Here is a 20,924-nt window from a genome sequence, read left to right on the forward strand (position 1 = left end):
CATTTGGGCTATGAATAAACCACAAAAAACAAATTGGAAAACAAAACTTCATGAAATTATTTATGGAGCAGATACTCCTGCAGGCAAGTGGTTCGACATTATTTTACTTATTACCATTATTGCAAGTATTATCCTGGTCATGCTGGAAAGTGTTCGAAGTATTGATAAGCAGTTTCATAATTTACTTAATATATCAGAATGGGTTATCACCATTTTATTCACCATCGAATATATTGCCCGTGTTATTACTGTAAAAAAACCGCTTCATTACATATTTAGTTTTTATGGTTTGGTCGATTTACTATCAACCATTCCTAAATACATTTCTTTAGTTTTTGGTGGCGTACATGCTTTAGCTGCATTAAGAGCGTTGCGTTTATTGCGAATTTTCAGGATTTTAAAACTCGCCCGTTACCTGGGGGCTTCAAACAATTTAGTAAAAGCTTTAAAGGCGAGTCGTGCAAAAATTTCAGTATTTTTATTTGCCGTTGTTATAGTTGCCGTTATTTTAGGAACCATTATGTATTTGGTTGAAGGTGAAGAAAATGGCTTCTCAAACATACCAAAAAGCGTTTATTGGTGTATTGTAACCCTTACTACTGTCGGTTTTGGAGATATTGCTCCACAAACCCCTTTAGGGCAGTTTATTGCATCGTTAGTTATGATTTTGGGTTACGGCATTATTGCAGTACCAACGGGTATTGTTTCAGCAGAATACACCAGTCAAAACAAACCGACACCCGAACCCGAAAAAGACAAAATACATCTTAATACACAATCTTGCCCCAATTGTTCCGCTAGCAAACATAAAGATAACGCCGAATTTTGCTATAACTGTGGGCATAAATTAAACAATGAATAAATTTTTAATCTCCATTGTAGGTCCAACAGCTATAGGAAAAACGGCTTTAAGTATCAAACTTGCCAATTATTTTAATACGGAGATAATTTCGGCAGACTCTAGGCAGTTTTTTAAAGAAATGAGCATTGGTACCGCAGCACCTTCACAAGAAGAATTAGCAGCAGCAAAACATCATTTCATTCACCATAAATCTATCCAAGATATCTATAATGTTGGTGCATTTGAAAAAGATGCACTAGCTACTTTAAATAGGTTATTTAAAACACATGACGTGGTAATTATGGTTGGTGGCTCGGGGTTATATGTAGATGCTGTAGTTAAAGGTTTAGACGATTTTCCTGAAGTTAATACAAGTATTCGAGAAAATTTAAACACTCAATTAGAAACTGAAGGACTACCCTATCTTCAAAATCAATTAAAAATTTTAGATGAGGTCTCATACAAAAATATCGCTATCGATAATCCTAAACGGGTAATTCGTGCTTTAGAAATTTGCATTGGAACTGGCAAACCATATGCATCTTTCTTAAACAAGAAAAATATAAACCGAAATTTTAAAACCATTACCATTGGTTTAACTGCAGAAAGGGAAACCATTTACAACCGTATCAACCAACGTGTTGATATGATGATGGAACAAGGTTTATTGGAAGAAGTTAAAACCCTGCTTCCTTTTAAAAATTTGAATGCTTTAAATACCGTAGGCTACAAAGAAATTTTTAATTATTTGGAAGGTGAATGGACGCTAGATTTTGCTGTTTCAGAAATAAAAAAGAATAGCAGACGCTTTGCCAAACGCCAACTTACTTGGTTTAAACGAGATGAAAACACGTTTTGGTTTGATTATTTAACCAAAGTAGATAAAATAATTAAAACCTGCGAAAATCAAAAAAATATTTTTAATCAAACAAAACTAAACTAAAGAATTCTACGTTAGCTTTTTAGAAATCAATACTTTTTAAAGTATCTTTATACCCAATAAATCCCAATTTATGAATACCTTTTTAAAACGCATTTTACTTTTATTATTTATTGTTGCTTTAGGCTTATTTTTATATTCTTTCTTTGTTGAAAACATCTTCGAAAAACGTTTAAGCCCAAAAGATACTGTTGAATTTAAACTGAATGATTTAAAATTAAAAGTGTTTTATAATAGACCCTACAAGAAAAATAGAGAGGTTTTTGGAGCTTTAGTGCCTTTTAACCAAGTTTGGAGAACAGGTGCTAATGAAGCAACTACTTTTGAAACCAATGAAAACTTAACCATAAAAGGCATGCCTTTGCCCGCTGGAAAATACACGCTATGGACGGTTCCTCGTGATACCACTTGGACCGTTATTTTTAATTCCAAACAATACTCTTGGGGTGTGAATTCTGAAATGAAACCTATGTGGGATCCCAACTACGATGTAGTCGATATTGAAGTTCCTGTTAAAAAATTAAACTCAACCGTAGAACAATTCACTATCGCTTTTGATAATTCTACAGATAGTTTATCGCTAACCATGGCTTGGGACGATGTTAAGATTGCAGTACCTCTTAAAGAATGAAAGAAACAGTAAAGTTGTTTATCGTTTTACAACTATGCAGCTTAACAACCAATAGCCAACAAGAATATGTGGAATAAGATTTTTCCAAAACGATTTGAATTACTAAAAGTTTACATCTTAATATTTATGTCGCTTGCATTTATATTAAGGTTTTGCCTAACGTTTTGGTATTTTGCACAAATTGATACGTCGATACTTGTTTTAATTAAAACGTTTTTAATTGGTTTTTGTTTCGATTTGGGCACCATTTCCTTTTTTTCCTTACCATATATCGTTTATTTATTAATTGTTCCACAAAAATTATACGGCACTATTTTCGATCGTGTCATAATTTATACAGGTTACGGTATTGGAGTTCTTATTTTTCTTTTTTCGTTTTTTGCTGAAATTACTTTTTGGGAAGAATTTGAACGTAGATTTAATTTTATAGCTGTCGACTATTTAATTTACACCTATGAAGTTGTAAAAAATATCAACGAATCGTATCCCATTCCTCTATTATTGGGAGCTATTTCTATGGTGTTAATTATAATTCTTTTCATCACAAAAAAAGCGCAGGTTTTTAATAAAACTTTTAAAAACAATACGGCATTTAAAGAAAAACTAACCCCTTCCCTATTAATTATTCTAATCGCTACCGTATTCGCTTTATTCATTAAAAATGAAGATGCGGAACAATTTAAAAACAGATACAACAACGAATTAGCAAAAACCGGTATTTATTCCTTTTTTGCTGCATTTAGAAGTAATGAGCTATCATATACCGATTTTTATAACACTATAAATGACGAAAAAGCGTTCATTAATGTTAAAAAGAAATTAGCGGCATCAAATAGCAGTTTTTTACATCCAAATGAAAAGCAAATTCATAGAAACATTACACATGCTGATAGTTTACACCCTGTTCAAAAACCCAATATAATCTTCATTTGTATTGAAAGTTTAAGTGCTTCTTATCTTAACTCATTAGGAAGTGAATTAAAAATTACGCCAATACTCGATTCCTTATCTAACGAAAGTTTGTTTTTCACCAATTTATATGCAACTGGAACACGTACCGTAAGAGGCATGGAAGCTATTACATTATCCATTCCGCCAACACCTGGCAGAAGTATTGTAAAACGCGATAACAACACTAATTTGTTTACTATTGGTGAAGTCTTTAACAAACAAGGGTACGAGCGTAATTTCTTTTATGGTGGTGATGGGTATTTTGATAATATGAACACCTATTTTGGAGGAAACGGTTTTAATATTATAGATCGGGGAAGAGGTTTTTTATTAGATTCTGGAGTTAAAACGAAACGAACCAATATTGATGATAATGAAGTGACTTTTGAAAATGCTTGGGGTGTTTGCGATGAAGATATTTATAATAAAGTTATAAAGGAAGCTGATAAATCACATCGTAACGAAACGCCATTCTTCAATTTTATAATGACTACTTCAAACCACCGCCCGTTTACTTATCCAGACAACAAAATTGACGTTCCCTCTGGTACCAGTAGAGAAGGCGCCATAAAATATACCGATTATGCTATTGGTGATTTCATAAAACAAGCAAAAACAAAACCTTGGTTTAAAAACACCGTATTTGTGATTATGGCAGACCATTGTGCCAGTAGTGCCGGACGTTGGAATTTAAATATTGACAAATACCGCATTCCTGCCTTAATTTTCAATTTAGAAACAATAGCACCTCAAAAAATAGAAAAATTAAGCTCTCAAATAGATGTATTCCCTACCCTATTTGCGCTTTTAAATTGGGATTACACCTCAAATTTATTCGGTTTGGATATTATGAAAATGAAGAAAGAAGATGAACGTGCTTTTATAGGTAATTACCGAAATTTAGGACTTTTAAAAGACCGGAAACTAATGGTTTTAAGTGACCAGCATGAGGTTAATTATTATGAATGGGAAACAGATAATGATAATTTAATACCCAAACCTATTAATGCTTCATTACTGGAAGAAACCATTTCCTTTTATCAAACAGCAGATTATTTGTATCGTAATAATGGTCTAAAACTAAGGAATAATTAGTAAGTCATAGACTTTATTACAGCAAATCGAATAGCATTAAAGATAAAATCATTCACCTTTCAATACTAAAAAAGCATTAAAAGTAATTGCGTAAACATCAACTTTTAATATATCGCTTCAAAAGATATTTTGCCAATTTATAAAATGCAAACCCAGTAAGCGCACCAAAAGTTAATCCACAAACAATATCTAAGGGATAATGAACGCCTACATAAATACGGCTATAAGCCACAACAGCACTCCAAAAAAGTAAAATAAATATTAAATTTTTATAATAAGGCCGCAGCATTAAGCCTGCAAAAACAGCAGCAGCCATTGAGTTTGATGAATGCCCAGAAAAGAACCCGTATTTACCACAACGAACCGCAATAAAGCGCATGTGGTCTATTAAATCTGCTTCACCACAAGGTCGGGGACGTTGAAAACCACGCTTAAACACATTGGTCATTTGGTCTGTAAACGTTATCATTACAGCCACTAAAAGCATAAAAATTATTAAGGATTTAGTTCCAAACTTTCTATGTAATAAATACATTAATATAGCATATAAAGGCACAAAAGTAACTTCATGTGTTATCACCAACCACGTACTATCCCAAGTGGGCGACCCTAAATTATTTAAAAATAAAAATAGTTTGGTATCGAATTCTAAAAGTTGTTCTATCATTTCAAATTATTTGGGCGTTACCCTATCGGGTCAGGCTATCCTTTACTAGTCCTCGCTCGTACCTCGTTGTGGGCTTTCCACTACTATCCTTAACGCAACTACTCTTCGTATTTCAAAATTTCATTATCGTAAAACTCGGTAGCCAGTTTAACCATGTTTTCGGTTTCGGCCAACAATTCCTTTTCATCTTCATCATCAAAATCTTCAAACCATTCAATTTCATCATCTTCAAGATTGATTATAAAACGAGGAAACTCGGTATGAATTACATAAATAGCATTTGGATAATCGGTGTTATCACCAAGTATAAATTTTGGAAGGCTCATAATTTATATGTTTGTTGTTTAGTTATTTTTTGTTTAGTTGTTATTTTTTTGGTTTAACAACTACGCAACAAGCAACTTTACATTTTTGACAAAATTAATCTTTTAGTTAAATAATTGAATCGAATATACAATAAAATAGCAGCGGTTGTTAAACCCGCCAATAAGCCTAACCAAATACCAAAACTGCCATAAACATTTTCTTTTCCTAAAAACCAGCTAACAGGAAACCCAATTAACCAATACGAAATAAAGGTAATAATAGTTGGTATTTTAACATCTTGCAAACCACGTAATGCACCTAAAAAGATGACTTGTATGCTATCACTTATTTGAAAAATAGCGGCTACTATTAATAGTTTTGAGGCAATTTTCACAACTTCAGTATTATCCATTAAATTTTTGGCATCATCAAAATCAACATATAATTTTGGAAACTGGTTATGCAACAAAAAGAACATGGCTGCAAAACCGGATGCTAAAATAATACCCAATAAAAAAATAGAAAAAGCAATACGACGTAAATTAATATAATTTTGAAGTCCTTTTTGGTTGCCTACACGTATCATGGCTGCTACACTTAGGCCGGTAGCCACCATAAAGGTCATAGAACTTAAGTTTAATGCTATTTGATTTGCTGCTTGCGGATTTTTACCCAATATTCCACTTAACCAAACAGCAGCGGTAAAAATACCAACTTCAAAAAACATTTGCATGGCACTAGGCGCTCCTAAATTAAGGAGTTTTTTAAGCATTAATTTATTTAGCACAAAGAACTTTAAGTTCATTACATATGCTTTTGATTTTTCTTTTAATTTCAATAAAAACCATAAATACCAAACCATAACAAGTCTTGAAACTAATGTACCATAAGCAGCACCTACAATACCCATTTCTGGGAAACCAAACTTTCCGAATATGAGTAAATAGTTTAAAACCACATTTACAATATTTGCTAAAATGGTAGCATACATGGGGTAACGGGTTAATGACAAGCCATCACTAAACTGTTTAAAGCCTTGAAACACAATTAAGGGTATTAATGAAAATGCGACTAAATCTAAATACGGGATAGCCAATTCAACCACCTCTACAGGTTGTTTCATTAAATACATTAAAGGTTTTGCAAAAAGTACTATTAGAAAAAGTAGTATACCCAGCATGGTACATAAAAACAACCCGTGTTTAAATGACGATTTACCTTTTTCAAAATCTTTCTCAGCATCGGCTTCGGCAATTAAAGGGGTTATCGCTGTTGAAAAACCAATGCCTAAAGACATCGCTATGAACACAAAACTATTTCCCAAAGATACAGCAGCAAGTTCGGCGGTTCCCAATTGCCCTACCATAACATTATCTACAAACCCAACAAAGGTATGCCCTAACATACCTAGCATTACAGGTGCCGCTAATTGCCAATTATAGCTGAATTCTTTGGTGTAATTTTTTAATTGCATCCTGCAAAAATAGGCTTTCGGAATAGCTTAGACCAATTTTTTTAAAAATCATTTTTAAGGTTTAAAATTAACAAATGTTAATAAAAACCGTTGATTATGTGGTATAGCTAGAAGAATTTTCATACCTTAGCAGAGCCAAGTGGCATTCTCTGTTAAGAACTTATAGCACTTAAGAAACTAAAAGCTTTTATTTTACAGGGATTTAAAGTATTAATGCTTATCGTTTCGATATCAAAAAAAAAGGGAAATTAATTTTTCCCTTTTTTATTAGTAATAATTTATAAATTTTCTATCTGCTTTTTAGCAAGATTAAATTCATCGAGCATATCCTTCACTATTCGAGCCACCGGTTTTATATCGTGAATTATTCCGGAAATTTGTCCTATTTCAAGCTCGCCCTCAACTAAATCGCCTTCAAACATGCCTTTTTTTGCACGTCCTCTACCCAGTAGGGTTTTAAGCTCCTCAATGGTTGGTGTATTTTGGTAAAGTTCCTGTACATCATTGTAAAATTTGTTTTTTATTAGTCGTACTGGCGCTAGCTCTTTCAATGTTAATTGGGTATCACCTTCTTTGGTATCCACAACAAGCTGTTTAAAGTCATCGTGTGCCGAACTTTCTTCACTGGCAACAAACCTACTTCCTACTTGAACCCCATCAGCACCTAAAATCATAGCTGCTAACATAGTACGGCCTGTGGCAATCCCACCTGCAGCTATTAAAGGAATTGTAAGCTGTTCTTTAACCATGGGAATTAATGTCAATGTTGTCGTTTCATCACGTCCGTTGTGTCCACCCGCTTCAAAACCTTCAGCTACTATAGCATCTACACCAGCTTCTTGTGCTTTTAAGGCAAATTTTAAACTGCTTACTACATGCACTACCGTTATGCCACGTTCTTTCAACCAAGAGGTCCATGTTTTTGGGTTTCCTGCGGAAGTAAATACTATTTTCACTTCTTCTTCTACTATAATATCCATAATTTCTTGGATATTTGGATATAACATGGGCACGTTAACACCAAAAGGTTTACTGGTGGCTTTTTTACATTTTTGAATATGTTCGCGCAATACTTCTGGGTACATGGAACCTGCTCCAATTAAGCCTAAAATACCTGAATTACTGGCAGCCGATGCCAACTTCCAACCGCTATTCCAAACCATACCTGCTTGAATAATTGGATATTTAATATTGAATAATTGGGTGATTTTATTATGCATTTACTGTTTTATGATTTTAAATGATTTAGATGTTTTTTTTGAATTTAATCTTAATATATACAAGCCTTTTGAGAGAGATGATACATCAATTTGATTGTTAACGGCATCAACAGATATATTTAACACCTGTTTCCCTAACATATCAAATAAAGCTATATTTAATTGACTTTCTTCTGAAGGAATTTCAAAATAGATGCGCTCTTTTACAGGATTTGGATATACTTTAATACTAGCGTCAAAATTATTCTGAATGTTTAATGCTAAATTAAGTGCCGTTTGCAAATTAGGAATCCCATAGCCTAAAAAATAATCTGGGTTATTAAATTGAGAAGCCGATTGACGAACCAATTGCATAATTTCAGCATTGGTTTTATTTGGTAAAGCTTGCCATAAGCAAACCATGCCACCTGCCATAATGGGGGAACTGAAGGATGTACCACTAGCTGTAGAAATTATATCGTTTTTTGTAATAATAGCACTTCCTTCGCCTTGTGCTACTACATCTGGTTTTTGACTGGATTGAAAAACACTTCCAATAGAACTGGACGCCGCTTTTACTCCCAATGAATTAACAGAACCTATTGTAAAAACACCAGTGGCATCAGCAGGAGCTCCTACTATTTGCCATGCATTAGCGCCATCGTTACCCGCTGAAGTCACTAACAACATCCCTTTTTCGAAAGCAATATTGGCACCTTTGGTAATGAATGCTGTGTTGCCATCCATATTGGCAGTTGTATAGCTGTAATTAGAATTATCATAGGTAGTGTATCCTAAAGATGTGTTTATAACATCAACTCCCAAACTATCGGCACGCTCTGCTGCTTCCACCCAATAGCTTTCTTCAACTGGATTTTCACTGCTACCATCTTCAGTTGTAAATAAATAATAGGTCGCATCGGGTGCTGTACCTACATATTGATTTTCAATGTAACCTGCCATTGTACTTAAAACCCAGGTTCCATGATCTGATGATGTATTTGTGTAAACATTATCATCTCTATCAACAAAATCATAAACACCTTTAATATTTCCTGCATTTCTTAAGCGTTGAAAAGCTGCCATCGTATTAACGTTTGTAAAACCTGCATCTAAAACGGCAACCGTCATGCCCGTTCCTGTATAATTCAATTTGTGTAATTGATCTACCTTAACCATTTGGTTTTGATTTGCAGCAGACCCGTATGCAAAATCGGTTAAAATATTTTCTAACTTCGATTGCTTTTTTTGCTTGACGGATTTATTTCCATTCAAACTTTTATTAGCAAAATCTATACGGTCTACAAAAGAAAAAGTTGTTTTTAAGTTATTTATATCAACCTCAGTTCCTCTTACATGAACAGCATTAAACCATTTTGATTTTGCCATAACCGTAATACCCGTAGCTGTTTTTAACTGTGAGATATAGGTTTCGTTAACAGGCATATCGCGTGCATCTATAACAACACCGTGAGCGTTTTTTCTATCAACAGCCTTTTGTGTTAAAATTGAAATAGGATTGGATATATATGTAGCGACATTTTGTTTAGCTTCCAAATAGATCCATGCATCTTCCTGTGCAAAAAGCATGTTAGAAAAACATACCAACACTAAAACAAATAAGCCTTTTTTCATATATAAACTATTATTATACTGTGATTTACGAAATAACTCCCGAACCTATCAATTCATCACCAATATACCAAGCTGCAAATTGTCCTTCGGTTATCGCAGATTGAAAGTCTTCAAATTCTACATACAAACCACTATCTACTTTATGCAATGTCGCATTTTGTAATGGTTGACGGTATCTAATTCTTGCCATTACTTGCATGGTTTCATCTACTTTTAACGCTAAATCTTCACGTATCCAGTGTATTTCTTCATTTGCAATAAACAACGCTTTTTTTAATAATCCAGGATGTTCTTTACCTTGTCCTGTATAGATAACATTGTCATCAACATTAGTATCTATAACAAATAGCGGCTCTAAAGTACCTCCTACTGCTAGCCCTTTACGCTGACCTTTAGTAAAATAATGAGCCCCTTGATGTTTACCTACTACTTTACCTAAATCGACTTTATAATCGATTTTACGAGACAAATATTTTAATTTCTCTTCTTCTGAATTAAATTTAGGCTCAACACTATTATAAATACTTTGTTCTTTAGGGATTTCAACAATAACACCCTCTTTTGGTTTTAATTGTTGTTGAAGAAAGTCTGGTAACTTCACCTTACCGATAAAACAAAGGCCTTGTGAATCTTTCTTTTCAGCGGTTACCAAATCTAATTCCATTGCTATTTTTCTTACTTCAGGCTTGGTTAATTCGCCTATGGGGAATAATGATTTAGATAATTGTTGCTGTGATAATTGGCATAAAAAATACGATTGGTCTTTATTACCATCTTTACCAGCTAATAATTGATATATATCGTTACCATCTTTTTGAATAACACCTTTTCTGCAATAATGCCCTGTGGCTACATAATCAGCGCCAAGTTCTAAAGCAATATTCATAAATACATCAAACTTTATTTCTCTGTTGCAAAGTACATCTGGGTTGGGGGTTCTCCCTTTTTCATATTCATGAAACATATAATCTACAATACGTTCTTTGTACTGTTCACTTAAATCAACTGTTTGAAAAGGAATGCCTAGTTTTTCGGCCACCAACATAGCATCGTTACTATCTTCCAACCATGGGCATTCGTTAGAAATCGTAACCGAATCATCATGCCAGTTTTTCATAAACAACCCAATTACTTCATACCCTTGTTGCTTTAGTAAATAGGCTGCAACACTAGAATCTACCCCACCTGAAAGGCCAATTATTACTCGTTTCATCAAAAAAAAATTATTGCACAAAGATATAAATTATAGAGATTGAAACCTGTTAATATTGAATAAGGTTCATCATAAGATTAATTTTTGTTTAATTATTTTAACAAAACTTTAAACAAAATAACTTTGTTTTGTTTAATTATTTTGTAAATTTGCTAAACAAAACAATTAAACCTATTAGATATGAAAAAGATTAAATTTATCAGCAAGTTATCATTAATAGCATTTGCATTATTCGCAATAGTATCATGTGATGACGATGACGACCCAGTAAAACAACCAGAGACCATTGCAGAAATAGCTGCAGCAACGCCTGGTTTTGAAACATTAGTTGCCGCCTTAGACCGTGCAGATTTAGTAGTAACACTTGATAGCCCAGGTGCTTTCACCGTATTTGCACCAACAAACACAGCTTTTCAAGCATTTTTAACAGCTAATAATTTTGCATCTCTAGAAGCCATTCCTGTAGATGTACTTAAACAGGTATTATTAAACCATGTAGTTGCAGGAAAAAATGTATCAAGCGGACTTACTACGGGCTATGTTAATAGTTTAGCCACTTATGGAGATACGAACTTAAATTTAAGTATGTTTATTAATACCAGTAATGGTGTAGAAATAAACGGAGTATCCAGTGTAACAACTCCAGATATTGATGCAACAAATGGCGTTATACATATTGTTGATGCGGTAATTGGCCTACCAACTGTTGTTACATTCGCTACAGCAGACCCTACATTTAGTACATTGGTGGCAGCTTTAACAAGAGAATCTTCATTTACTTTTGTTAACACATTATCATCAACTTCTACTCCAGCGCCTTTCACGGTTTTTGCTCCAACAAATACGGCTTTTGGAAATTTACTAACTGAACTAGAAGTAGCTAATTTAGCTGCTATACCTACCGCTACATTATCGGCAACTTTAAGTATGCATGTGGTTGCAGGAGCTAATGTTCAGTCTACAGCTTTAACAAATAACATGACCATTACTACTTTAGGTGGTAATATTACAGCTAAAACTACTGGTGGTGCTACTTTAACAGACGCAAACAACAGAGTAAGTAATATTATTGCTGTAAATGTACAAGCTGTAAATGGAGTAATACACGCCATTGACAAAGTTATTCTACCTAATTTACAATAGATAGGTTTGATTAATAGCAGTAGCCAGTTTATTAATAAAAATTGTCTATGAAAAGGGACTCCTTAAGAAATTAAGGAGTTTTTTTTATGTATTGAGGAATATAAGTAAAATCTTTTTCTTCAGTTAATTTCCCGTCTTTGTAATATTTCCAAATGCCATCTTTTTTATCGTTTTTGTATAAACCTTCTGCTACCAATTCAGCTTTTGGTGAATAATATTTTGAATACCCATGCAATTCACCATTAACATATATTACTTCACTTAATAATACATTTGTATTAGAATAAACTACCGAAACGCCATCAAGTTTCCCGTTTTTATACGTTTGCTTTTCTGCTATTTGTCCGTTTGGGTAATAAACGGTACGTTCTCCATGCAAGATTCCAAAATCATTATAACGTTCTAAAGTTAACAACTTATCATTTGTTTTTTGATAATACTTCCATTCGCCTATGTATTTTTTACCGTCCATTAGGCCTTCACTCACAACTTTCCCTGTTGAAGTGAAAAATTTCACATAGGCTTTATTATTATTTTCATTAAACTCTTTAGTAGCCGTTAAAACTGCTTTATTCTTTATGTTTTTATAAAATTTGAAAAGACCTATTTCTTTACCATGAGAAAACGCACCTTCATACCTAAGAACCTTCGTATTCTCAAAATTCTTTTTCCAAACACCATGATTTTTTCCATTGGCATCTAATTGATTTATTTCTTGTGCTAAAAGAAGTGTGCTAACTAATAAAAATAAGGCAGTAACTAGTGTTTTCATCTATTATATTAATTGATTATAAGGATGATTATTTTATATTTCTGAATAACCTATAAACGAAACTATTGGTCTCAAATTGTATATAAAAAAAACTGCCTGAAAAGTGTATTGTATTTACTTTGTCTGGTTGAGCTTGTCGAAACCGATATTTATTATCAGTAAGTTAAAATATTTCGACAGGCTCAATATGACAGAAAACTACACTTTTCAGACAGCCTTTAAATTATTTTTTGCGTTTTTGTTGCGCTTGTTTTTGCTGTTCTGCTTGTTCCATCATTTCCTTCATTTTTGCTTGGAAACGACTTTCTTTTTTAGGTTTCTTTTTATTTTCCTGAATTTGAGCATGGATTTTATCCTCATCAAGAATGTAGTTTTTAATTACTAAAATGATACCAATACTAATTAAGTTTGAAATGAAATAGTATAAACTCAATCCTGATGCGTAATTATTAAAGAAGAACAACATCATAATTGGTGAAAAATACATCATATACTTCATCATTTTCCCCATATCCGGCATCCCTTCTTGCGTTGGTTGCGAAGCCATTTGGTCTCCCGTTGTTAAGCGCATATAGAAGAAAATAGCAATAGAGGCTAATATGGGGAACAAGCTTACGTGGTCACCATAAAACCAAATTTTAAAAGGTAATTCTGCAATAGTGTCATACGATGATAAATCTTTTACCCAAAGGAAGCTTTTTTGTCTTAAATCAAAAGCCGATGGGAAAAATTGAAACAGTGCGTAAAATACAGGCAATTGTACCAATGCTGGCAAACATCCCGCCATGGGGCTTGCTCCTGCTTTATTTTGAAGCGCCAAGGTTTCTTGTTGCGCTTTCATTTTATTGTCTTTATGCTTTTCGCGAATGGCATCCAATTCTGGTTTTAAAACCTTCATTTTCGCTTGCGATAAAAACTGCTTGTACTGTACAAAAGACATTAATAATTTTATTAATATCGTCATCACAATAATAGCAATTCCGTAAGGCATAAAGTCTCCCAAAAAGGCAAATAAAGGAATGAATACATATTTATTTATCCATCCAAAAATTCCCCAACCTAAAGGCACTACTTCATCTAGATTTCTATCGTATTTATTTAGAATTTTAAAGTCACTTGGACCGTAATACCAATCCATCGATTTATTAATCTCACCACCAGCCAATTCTAAAGGCAATTTTGCCGAAAAGGCTTTGGTATAAATCGTATCAATATCTTCATTTTGAACTAAGTTTCTAGATTCAAAAGCACCCGTTTTAAATGGGGTATCCGCTAATAAAATAGAGGTAAAGAAATGTTGTTTGAAGGCTACGTAGGTTACATCATCCGCGGTATCATCAGATAATTCGCGTTGTCCTAAATAATCATCTTTACCATCTTCGTATTCAAAAACAACTTCGGTATATCTGTTTTCATAAGAAATACTTTTAGCATGGCGGTAGGTTTTTAAATTCCAATCTAAATTAACGGGTTGCGAACTGTTAATAACATCACTTAACCCTTGTGAACGTATGGTGAAATCCATCATATAATCACCATCTTTCAACTCGTATCTGTACTCTAAAAATTTACTTTCAGATACTTTTAATTTCATAGAAACAACCGTAGAATTTCCATTTTTAGTTACCGTAGGTTGAAAATATAAATCTTTGGTATTTAGAATTCTGCTATCGGTCGTTCCGAAATTAATGTTTAAAGAAGCGTTGTTATCCTTAATAAGATAAATGGGCTGATCTTTAAAATCGGTATGTTTTTTTAGTTTTACTTCAGAAAGATACCCGCCTTTATTGTTAAATTTCAAAGCTAACAAATCGCTTTCTACAACGGTTTCTTCTTTAGATGCTGTAGCTGCAGAATATGCAAAAGCACCTAATTTACTTTTTAAATTTACTAGTTGAAGCGAATCGGTTGTACCAACTGTAAAATCTTCGGCGGTAGTTACTTTTGTGTCTTGTGGAACTTTTGCTTGCTTTTCTGCTTCAACTTGTTCTTGTTTCGCTTTTTCTTGTGCTTTAAGTTCTTCTGGCGTTGGTTGATTTTGCCAAAGCATGTACATTAATATTCCGAAAATAAGCACAAAACCTATTACCGAATTAATGTCTAATTTTTTTTCTTCCATGTATTCTTTATGTATCTAGTAAAAAGATTGACGTTATAAATGAAACGCACTACCCTATATCAATAAGTTAACCAATTTTAATTTTGTGCCATTCTGACACTTGACTTCTTCTTTTTATAATTCAAAGCCGCCTTAACGAATGCCACAAATAAAGGGTGTGGGTTGGCTACGGTACTCTTGTATTCTGGATGGTATTGTACTCCTATAAACCATGGATGACTTGGTATTTCCACAATCTCCACCAATCCGGTATCAGGATTTAAACCCGTTGCAACCAAACCAGCAGCTTCCATTTGTTCCTTATATTTACTGTTAAATTCGTAACGGTGTCTGTGACGCTCTTTAATGCTTGCCGCTTTATAAATATCGCGCACAGCACTACCCATTTTTAAATCGCAATCCCAAGCACCTAAACGCATAGTGCCTCCTTTATCGGTAATATTTTTTTGATCTGCCATCAAAGCTATAACAGGATTTTTAGTATCTGGACTCATTTCAGTAGAATCCGCATCTTTAAGGTTCAATACATTTCTAGCAAATTCTATCACTGCCATTTGCATCCCTAAACAAATACCAAAAAACGGCACATTGTTTTCGCGTACATATCTTACTGCATCAATTTTACCTTCAATACCACGCTCACCAAAACCTGGCGCTACTAAAACACCATCTAAATGAGCTAATTTCAGCTTAATATTATCTTCATTTAAATATTCAGAATGAACAGACTCAATATTTACTTTCACTTCATTTTCTGCACCTGCATGAATAAACGCTTCTAAAATAGATTTATATGAATCTTGCAACTCCACATATTTCCCTATTAAACCAATAGTGATTTCGGTTTTTGGGTTTTTATGACGTGTTAAAAATTGATTCCATTTGGTAATATCTGGCGTCGAACTTTCCAAGCCTAATTTTTTAAGAACCACTTTATCCAAGCCTTCTTCCAACATTAAATTTGGTACATCGTAAATGGTTGAAGCATCAATAGATTGAATAACTGCTTCTTCCCTAACATTACAGAATAATGCCAGTTTTTTACGTAAATCGTATGGTAAATCGTGCTCCGTTCTACACACCAAAATATCGGCTTGCACACCACTTTCCATTAAGGTTTTAACACTGTGCTGGGTTGGTTTTGTTTTCAATTCGCCTGCTGCCGCTAAAAATGGTACTAAGGTTAAATGAATAACAATACCGTTATTTTCACCCAAATCCCAACGTAACTGGCGCACGGCTTCTATGTATGGTAAGGATTCAATATCACCAACAGTTCCACCTATTTCTGTAATAATGATATCATAATCGCCCGATTTTCCTAAAATCTGAATACGTTCTTTAATTTCATCAGTTATATGAGGTACTACTTGAACCGTTTTACCTAAAAACTCACCTCTGCGTTCCTTTTGTATCACACTTTGGTAAATGCGACCCGTAGTAACATTGTTTGCTTGACTGGTTGGTACGTTTAAAAAACGCTCGTAGTGTCCTAAATCTAAATCGGTTTCTGCACCATCTTCAGTCACATAGCATTCGCCATGTTCGTATGGATTTAAAGTTCCTGGATCGACGTTGATATATGGATCTAATTTTTGAATCGTTACCCTGTAACCTTGTGATTGTAATAGCTTAGCGAGTGATGCTGCTATAATGCCTTTTCCTAAGGAAGATGTAACCCCACCGGTTACAAAAATGTATTTTGCTGTAGTTGTCATGTTGCGCTTATAAACGCAGGCAAATTTACAAAATTTAAATAGTTATTCTCGAATAAGTTTTTAGTTATTTAATGAGCGTTTATTAACATGGGTGTTGGTAGGAAAATTAGTTTGGTTTTGTGAAAATTATTTTAAATTCGTTTAACTTTGGATACAAAACATTAAAATGATTTCATATACTTGTAGTTAGCTATAATGTTGAACTAACATCAAGAATGAAAAGAATCTTTACCATTTCAATAATAATGATAAACCTATTAAATCTATTAGGTTGCAAAGCCCAAAACGAAAACGATCCTTATTGGGAATTTGATAAAACTGAACATTTCCGACCTAAACTAAATAAAGGCGAATTTTTCAAATTAAGTGGTTATGATTTTGGCTGGTTTGTACTTGAACCAATATCAAAATTTGTAAAGGATAAAGAGCACGAAATTGAACGTGGAAAATCCTTATCGTACGGACAGAAAGCACTTTATTATTGGTGGTATTTAGACGCTCAAGTCACAAATGGTGGATTTGTTCAATTCTACTATAATGGTTACGGACCTTATGTTCCAACAATAATTAAAGGGTTGGAACATATTGGAGATACTGAAATGACTAATCTGGTCAAAAAAGCAGATAAAATCTATCAAAAAAACAAAAATCTAATGGATAAAGCACAAGAAAGTGATTTGTTTGGGAGCGACCTTTATGATAGGCTTGACGAAATGTCTTTGCTTGACGACAAGTATTATGAAATGAATGAAAAGACAATGTCTTTAATTGAATCTTACATCCGTAAAAACCCAAACGAAATATGTCTTGACGAAGATGAAAAAGAATTTGATATTACTTTTACTGGTCTTTGCAAGACTTTTTATGCTGACAAAACAGTCAAAGAAGAGTTTCAGCTTGAACAAGGTGTAATAAATGGAGAATTCAAGTCTTTTTATGAAAACGGAAAACTAAAAGAAAAAATAGATTACAAAAAAGGAGAACAAACTGGAGAAAGAATAGAATACTATGATAGTGGAAAATTAAAATATCAAATAACTAAAGAGCCATCAAAAAACATCTTAATACACAAATGGTATTTTGAAAATGGAAATCCCAAAAAACTTGAAGCAAAACTTATAGAAAAAAACGAAAGAATTGGCGAGTACAAAGAATGGCACGAAAACGGACAGCTCGCAAAATCAGGAACATACAAATCAGACTATGAACGTGAAGGCGAATGGCTAGAATTCTATGAAAATGGAAGCAAAAAAGTTGAGGCAGAATTTATAAATGGAGACTTTAGACTTAAAAATCATTGGAATAATAAAGGAGAGCAAACTTTAACAAATGGTACTGGTCTTTATGTCAATGAATATTTAATGTTTGGAGATAAAGTTAACAGAAATGAACAAGAGTACAAAGACTATAAAAGACACGGAAAACAGAAAACTTTCACAAACGGAATTCTAACACTTTATCAAGAAATGGAAAATGGTAAGGAAAACGGAATTACTAGAAATTTTTATGAGAATGGTAATCTAAAACAAGAAACTGTTTACAAAAATGGAAGTTCAGTTTCAACTAAAAATTTTCCCAAATATAAAAATTCAAAAGTTGAAACATTCATCATTTCAAAGTTGTGTGAAGGATGTTATAAAGACCACGAAAACTTCGAATTACCAGACAATGAACCAATGCCCATTAACGATTTAGAATTGGCAGAAAATTTCAAGGCAGAAATATCAATTTTCGAAGGATATGGAGATGACCACATAATGTCTTATGGATATTACTTATTTGTAGATAAAAAAGGAAATGTCAAGGATATAAAATTTGCGATTGCTGATAATTTGTGGTTAGATAAAGAAGTAAAAGCAAGTATGGCAGAAATGAAATTTGAACCTGCTTTAAAAGATGGAAAACCTACTGAAAGCATTCATTACGTTAGGTATAAAATGAAACTTATCGAATAAAACAATATAACTAACATCATACGAACCTTCCAAAACCCTATTTAGGATACTGCCTCCTAATATTCCGGATCAAATCCTCCAACCCGTTTAATTTAAGCTCGTATACCTGTTTCAGCATATCGCCTAATTTTCCTTTAGGAAAGCCTTTTTGGTGGTACCAGACCACGTAATATTCGGGTAAATCTATTAAATAGCGGTCTTTATACTTACCAAACGGCATTTTGGTATGTGCTAAATCTATTAAGAATTGTTTGTCTGGAAGCACTTATTTTACTTCAACTATTTCTAAATCCTGATACTTTACAATATAAGTAGCATCATTGTAGTAACCACCCATCAGTTTCTTTTTATAGCCAAATTTATTCTCAACATGCTCGGTAAGTGGCGCATTGTTAACAGATTGGTACAAATCTTTAGACGTTGCTAAACGCAATACCACATCCATAGTTAAATCAAAACCCTTTACAGCACGTTTGCTAGGTGTGGCGTTATATGTTTTGGTGTAGTTTTTAACAAACGAATTGCTTTCCATATCTTCATACGACTTTGTGGTAGTTGCAAAATGAAGTTGAAGTTTTGATAACTGATCGTTTGATACTTGTTCCCCTTCAAAAGCTGGATTAAAATTGGTTGTTACTAAAATAACTTCTGTAGCTGCACTATTTAAAGACGCTAAAACACTTACAACGTTTGATGCAAACCCTTCGCTTTGCGTTTCTAAAAACACATAATTTCTGCCTGGTTTTAAATGGCTTCGAATATCTTCAACATAAAGAAAATTTAAATCGTTGCCTGTTTTTCCTTTTCTTGAATAAACCGCTTTAGCAGAAGCAAATGTTTGTTTAAGGTTGTTTGCAATTGCGGCATTTTTAGTATCTGAAACAATAACTATATTTTTTTCTATGGAATCTGCTTTAACAAAATTTACTATTCTATCCTTTAACAAATCATCTGATGGTCGTGATTGAAACACATTATCATACAAAGTTAAATTAGTACCAATGGGAGATATCACCGGTACATGAAAAGCACGTAATTCGGAAGCTACTTTGTCAAAAGTCTCAGATGTTAGGGGGCCAATAACTGCATCAACATCTTTAAAATTATTTTCGTTCAATATTTTTAATACTTCACTTACTTGATATTTGGTATCGTAAACATCCACTTTAACAGATAGCCCTAATGATTTTAGGGAATCTAAAGCGGTTAACACCCCTGTATAAAAATCTAGAGAGGCATCTAAATAAGGATCTTTTTTTATGCTCCCTTTTACATCGCGAATGGAATCGAAATCGACACGATTCAACCTAAAAGGCAACATAATTGCAATATGCTTGGTATCAAAATTTGTGATTTTAGTTACTAATTGCGTTTTTTTAGCAATAGGTTCCCCAGCAACATTCATACTATTTGTGTACGGAATTTTCAAAACCATACCTTCCTTTAAACCCGTTTCTTTTAGTTCAGGATTTAAAGCTTCTAATTGAGCTTGCTCTAATCCTAACTTAACTTTTAACCGATAAAAACCTTCTTTAGGTAATACGTTATAATAGCTGTATTTTTCATCAAAAACCTTAACATTATCCCCACCTATATTCGGCACATTAATTTCTTGTCCGTCTTGCAAAACCTCTCCCATACCTGGGTTCAAATCTTCAAGCTCCTGTACCGTAATACCAAATTTATAAGCAACACGCCATTTTCCTTCTTTAGGCAGAACTGTATACTTTTTAGTTACTGATTTCGCTTCCTCTTTAACTATTTTAAAAACAGGTATTTGAAGTTTATCGCCCTTGTTTAATGTATTGGCATATAAAAAAGTGTTGTGCTTTTTTATATCATCTTCAGTCACATCATAGCGTTTTGAAATGCTATACAAGGTTTCTTTTCTACTTGTTTTATGTTCCTTATAGCCTACCAATTCCTTTGTAGTAAAAATTTCTGTTTTTTTCGCTTTAGAAATAGGGATGATTAAAATAGTATTGGCTTTTAATTCTTTTTTTGCATCTGGATTCAAAGCATAAATATCGGAAACACCTACGCCATAACGGGAGGCAATACCGTTAATAGTTTCTCCTTTTTTAACTTGGTGAGTACTAAAGTTTTGTGCAGTTACAGCGTTTAAGTTGAACACGAATGCGAAACATAAAACGGAAAAGAATTTAATCATGTAAATCTATTTTTTTTAATTGTGTTAAGAACAATACGGTTTGCTGTATACATATAACATGCCAAAAATGAGGCAACACGTATTTTGTACCGTCT

17 protein-coding genes are annotated in these 20,924 nt (G+C 33.3%); 6 read left to right on the forward strand and 11 right to left on the reverse strand.

The window, feature by feature from the left end:
• Window positions 1-10 precede the first annotated feature (10 nt).
• The 4 genes from EV196_RS06300 (at window position 11) to EV196_RS06315 (ending at window position 4,458) form a co-directional block, all read left to right on the forward strand.
• Window positions 11-862: an ion transporter gene (locus EV196_RS06300; protein WP_132216281.1), complete on the forward strand. Its 852-nt coding sequence runs from the start codon at window positions 11-13 to the stop codon at window positions 860-862.
• On the forward strand, window positions 855-1,784 hold the full coding sequence (miaA, locus tag EV196_RS06305; RefSeq protein ID WP_132216284.1) for a tRNA (adenosine(37)-N6)-dimethylallyltransferase MiaA: 930 nt from the start codon (window positions 855-857) through the stop codon (window positions 1,782-1,784). The genes EV196_RS06300 and miaA overlap by 8 nt, the downstream gene beginning before the upstream one ends.
• 70 nt (window positions 1,785-1,854) lie before the next feature.
• Window positions 1,855-2,412, forward strand: a complete 558-nt coding sequence (locus tag EV196_RS06310; protein ID WP_132216287.1) for a DUF2911 domain-containing protein — start codon at window positions 1,855-1,857, stop codon at window positions 2,410-2,412.
• Between the two features lie 126 nt (window positions 2,413-2,538).
• Window positions 2,539-4,458: an LTA synthase family protein gene (locus EV196_RS06315; protein WP_243652187.1), complete on the forward strand. Its 1,920-nt coding sequence runs from the start codon at window positions 2,539-2,541 to the stop codon at window positions 4,456-4,458.
• A 97-nt stretch (window positions 4,459-4,555) separates the two neighbouring features.
• Here EV196_RS06315 and EV196_RS06320 read toward each other — a convergent pair whose 3' ends face one another.
• The 6 genes from EV196_RS06320 to mnmA form a co-directional block, all read right to left on the reverse strand.
• Window positions 4,556-5,125 (reverse strand): phosphatase PAP2 family protein, encoded by a 570-nt coding sequence (locus EV196_RS06320; protein WP_132216293.1) that lies wholly within the window; start codon window positions 5,123-5,125, stop codon window positions 4,556-4,558.
• Window positions 5,126-5,223: 98 nt separating this feature from the next.
• Window positions 5,224-5,451: a hypothetical protein gene (locus tag EV196_RS06325; RefSeq protein WP_132216296.1), complete on the reverse strand. Its 228-nt coding sequence runs from the start codon at window positions 5,449-5,451 to the stop codon at window positions 5,224-5,226.
• A gap of 77 nt (window positions 5,452-5,528) precedes the next feature.
• Window positions 5,529-6,905 carry an MATE family efflux transporter gene (locus EV196_RS06330; RefSeq protein WP_132216299.1) on the reverse strand — a complete coding sequence of 459 codons (1,377 nt, stop codon included), beginning with the start codon at window positions 6,903-6,905 and terminating at the stop codon, window positions 5,529-5,531.
• 278 nt (window positions 6,906-7,183) lie between these two features.
• Window positions 7,184-8,125, reverse strand: a complete 942-nt coding sequence (locus EV196_RS06335) for an NAD(P)H-dependent flavin oxidoreductase (protein ID WP_132216302.1) — start codon at window positions 8,123-8,125, stop codon at window positions 7,184-7,186.
• The gene (locus EV196_RS06340; RefSeq protein ID WP_132216305.1) at window positions 8,126-9,739 is read right to left on the reverse strand and encodes a S8 family serine peptidase; all 1,614 of its coding nucleotides are present in this window, start codon (window positions 9,737-9,739) and stop codon (window positions 8,126-8,128) included.
• A 25-nt stretch (window positions 9,740-9,764) separates the two neighbouring features.
• Window positions 9,765-10,952: a tRNA 2-thiouridine(34) synthase MnmA gene (mnmA, locus tag EV196_RS06345; protein WP_132216308.1), complete on the reverse strand. Its 1,188-nt coding sequence runs from the start codon at window positions 10,950-10,952 to the stop codon at window positions 9,765-9,767.
• A gap of 180 nt (window positions 10,953-11,132) precedes the next feature.
• On the opposite strand from mnmA, the gene EV196_RS06350 reads away from it, so the two are divergent.
• A complete protein-coding gene (locus EV196_RS06350) occupies window positions 11,133-12,095 on the forward strand; it encodes a fasciclin domain-containing protein (protein ID WP_132216311.1) in 963 nt (320 codons plus the stop codon).
• 70 nt (window positions 12,096-12,165) lie between these two features.
• Here the strand turns inward: EV196_RS06350 and EV196_RS06355 are convergent, their stop codons facing one another.
• From EV196_RS06355 to EV196_RS06365, 3 genes are all read right to left on the reverse strand, one after another.
• Window positions 12,166-12,867 carry a toxin-antitoxin system YwqK family antitoxin gene (locus EV196_RS06355; protein ID WP_132216314.1) on the reverse strand — a complete coding sequence of 234 codons (702 nt, stop codon included), beginning with the start codon at window positions 12,865-12,867 and terminating at the stop codon, window positions 12,166-12,168.
• A 223-nt stretch (window positions 12,868-13,090) separates the two neighbouring features.
• A complete protein-coding gene (gene yidC / locus EV196_RS06360; protein ID WP_132216317.1) occupies window positions 13,091-14,986 on the reverse strand; it encodes a membrane protein insertase YidC in 1,896 nt (631 codons plus the stop codon).
• A gap of 77 nt (window positions 14,987-15,063) precedes the next feature.
• A complete protein-coding gene (locus EV196_RS06365) occupies window positions 15,064-16,704 on the reverse strand; it encodes a CTP synthase (RefSeq protein ID WP_132216320.1) in 1,641 nt (546 codons plus the stop codon).
• A gap of 215 nt (window positions 16,705-16,919) precedes the next feature.
• Here EV196_RS06365 and EV196_RS06370 point away from each other — a divergent pair, with 215 nt between their 5' ends.
• Window positions 16,920-18,659, forward strand: coding sequence for a DMP19 family protein (locus tag EV196_RS06370; protein ID WP_132216323.1), 1,740 nt, complete (start codon window positions 16,920-16,922; stop codon window positions 18,657-18,659).
• Between the two features lie 37 nt (window positions 18,660-18,696).
• On the opposite strand, the gene EV196_RS06375 is transcribed toward EV196_RS06370, so the two are convergent.
• Together EV196_RS06375 and EV196_RS06380 are read right to left on the reverse strand one after the other, a co-directional pair.
• A complete protein-coding gene (locus EV196_RS06375; protein ID WP_132216326.1) occupies window positions 18,697-18,924 on the reverse strand; it encodes a DUF3820 family protein in 228 nt (75 codons plus the stop codon).
• The gene (locus EV196_RS06380) at window positions 18,925-20,829 is read right to left on the reverse strand and encodes a PBP1 and LysM peptidoglycan-binding domain-containing protein (RefSeq protein WP_132216329.1); all 1,905 of its coding nucleotides are present in this window, start codon (window positions 20,827-20,829) and stop codon (window positions 18,925-18,927) included.
• Window positions 20,830-20,924: the final 95 nt, after the last annotated feature.

This window comes from Mariniflexile fucanivorans, assembly GCF_004341235.1.
Classification (GTDB): domain Bacteria; phylum Bacteroidota; class Bacteroidia; order Flavobacteriales; family Flavobacteriaceae; genus Mariniflexile; species Mariniflexile fucanivorans.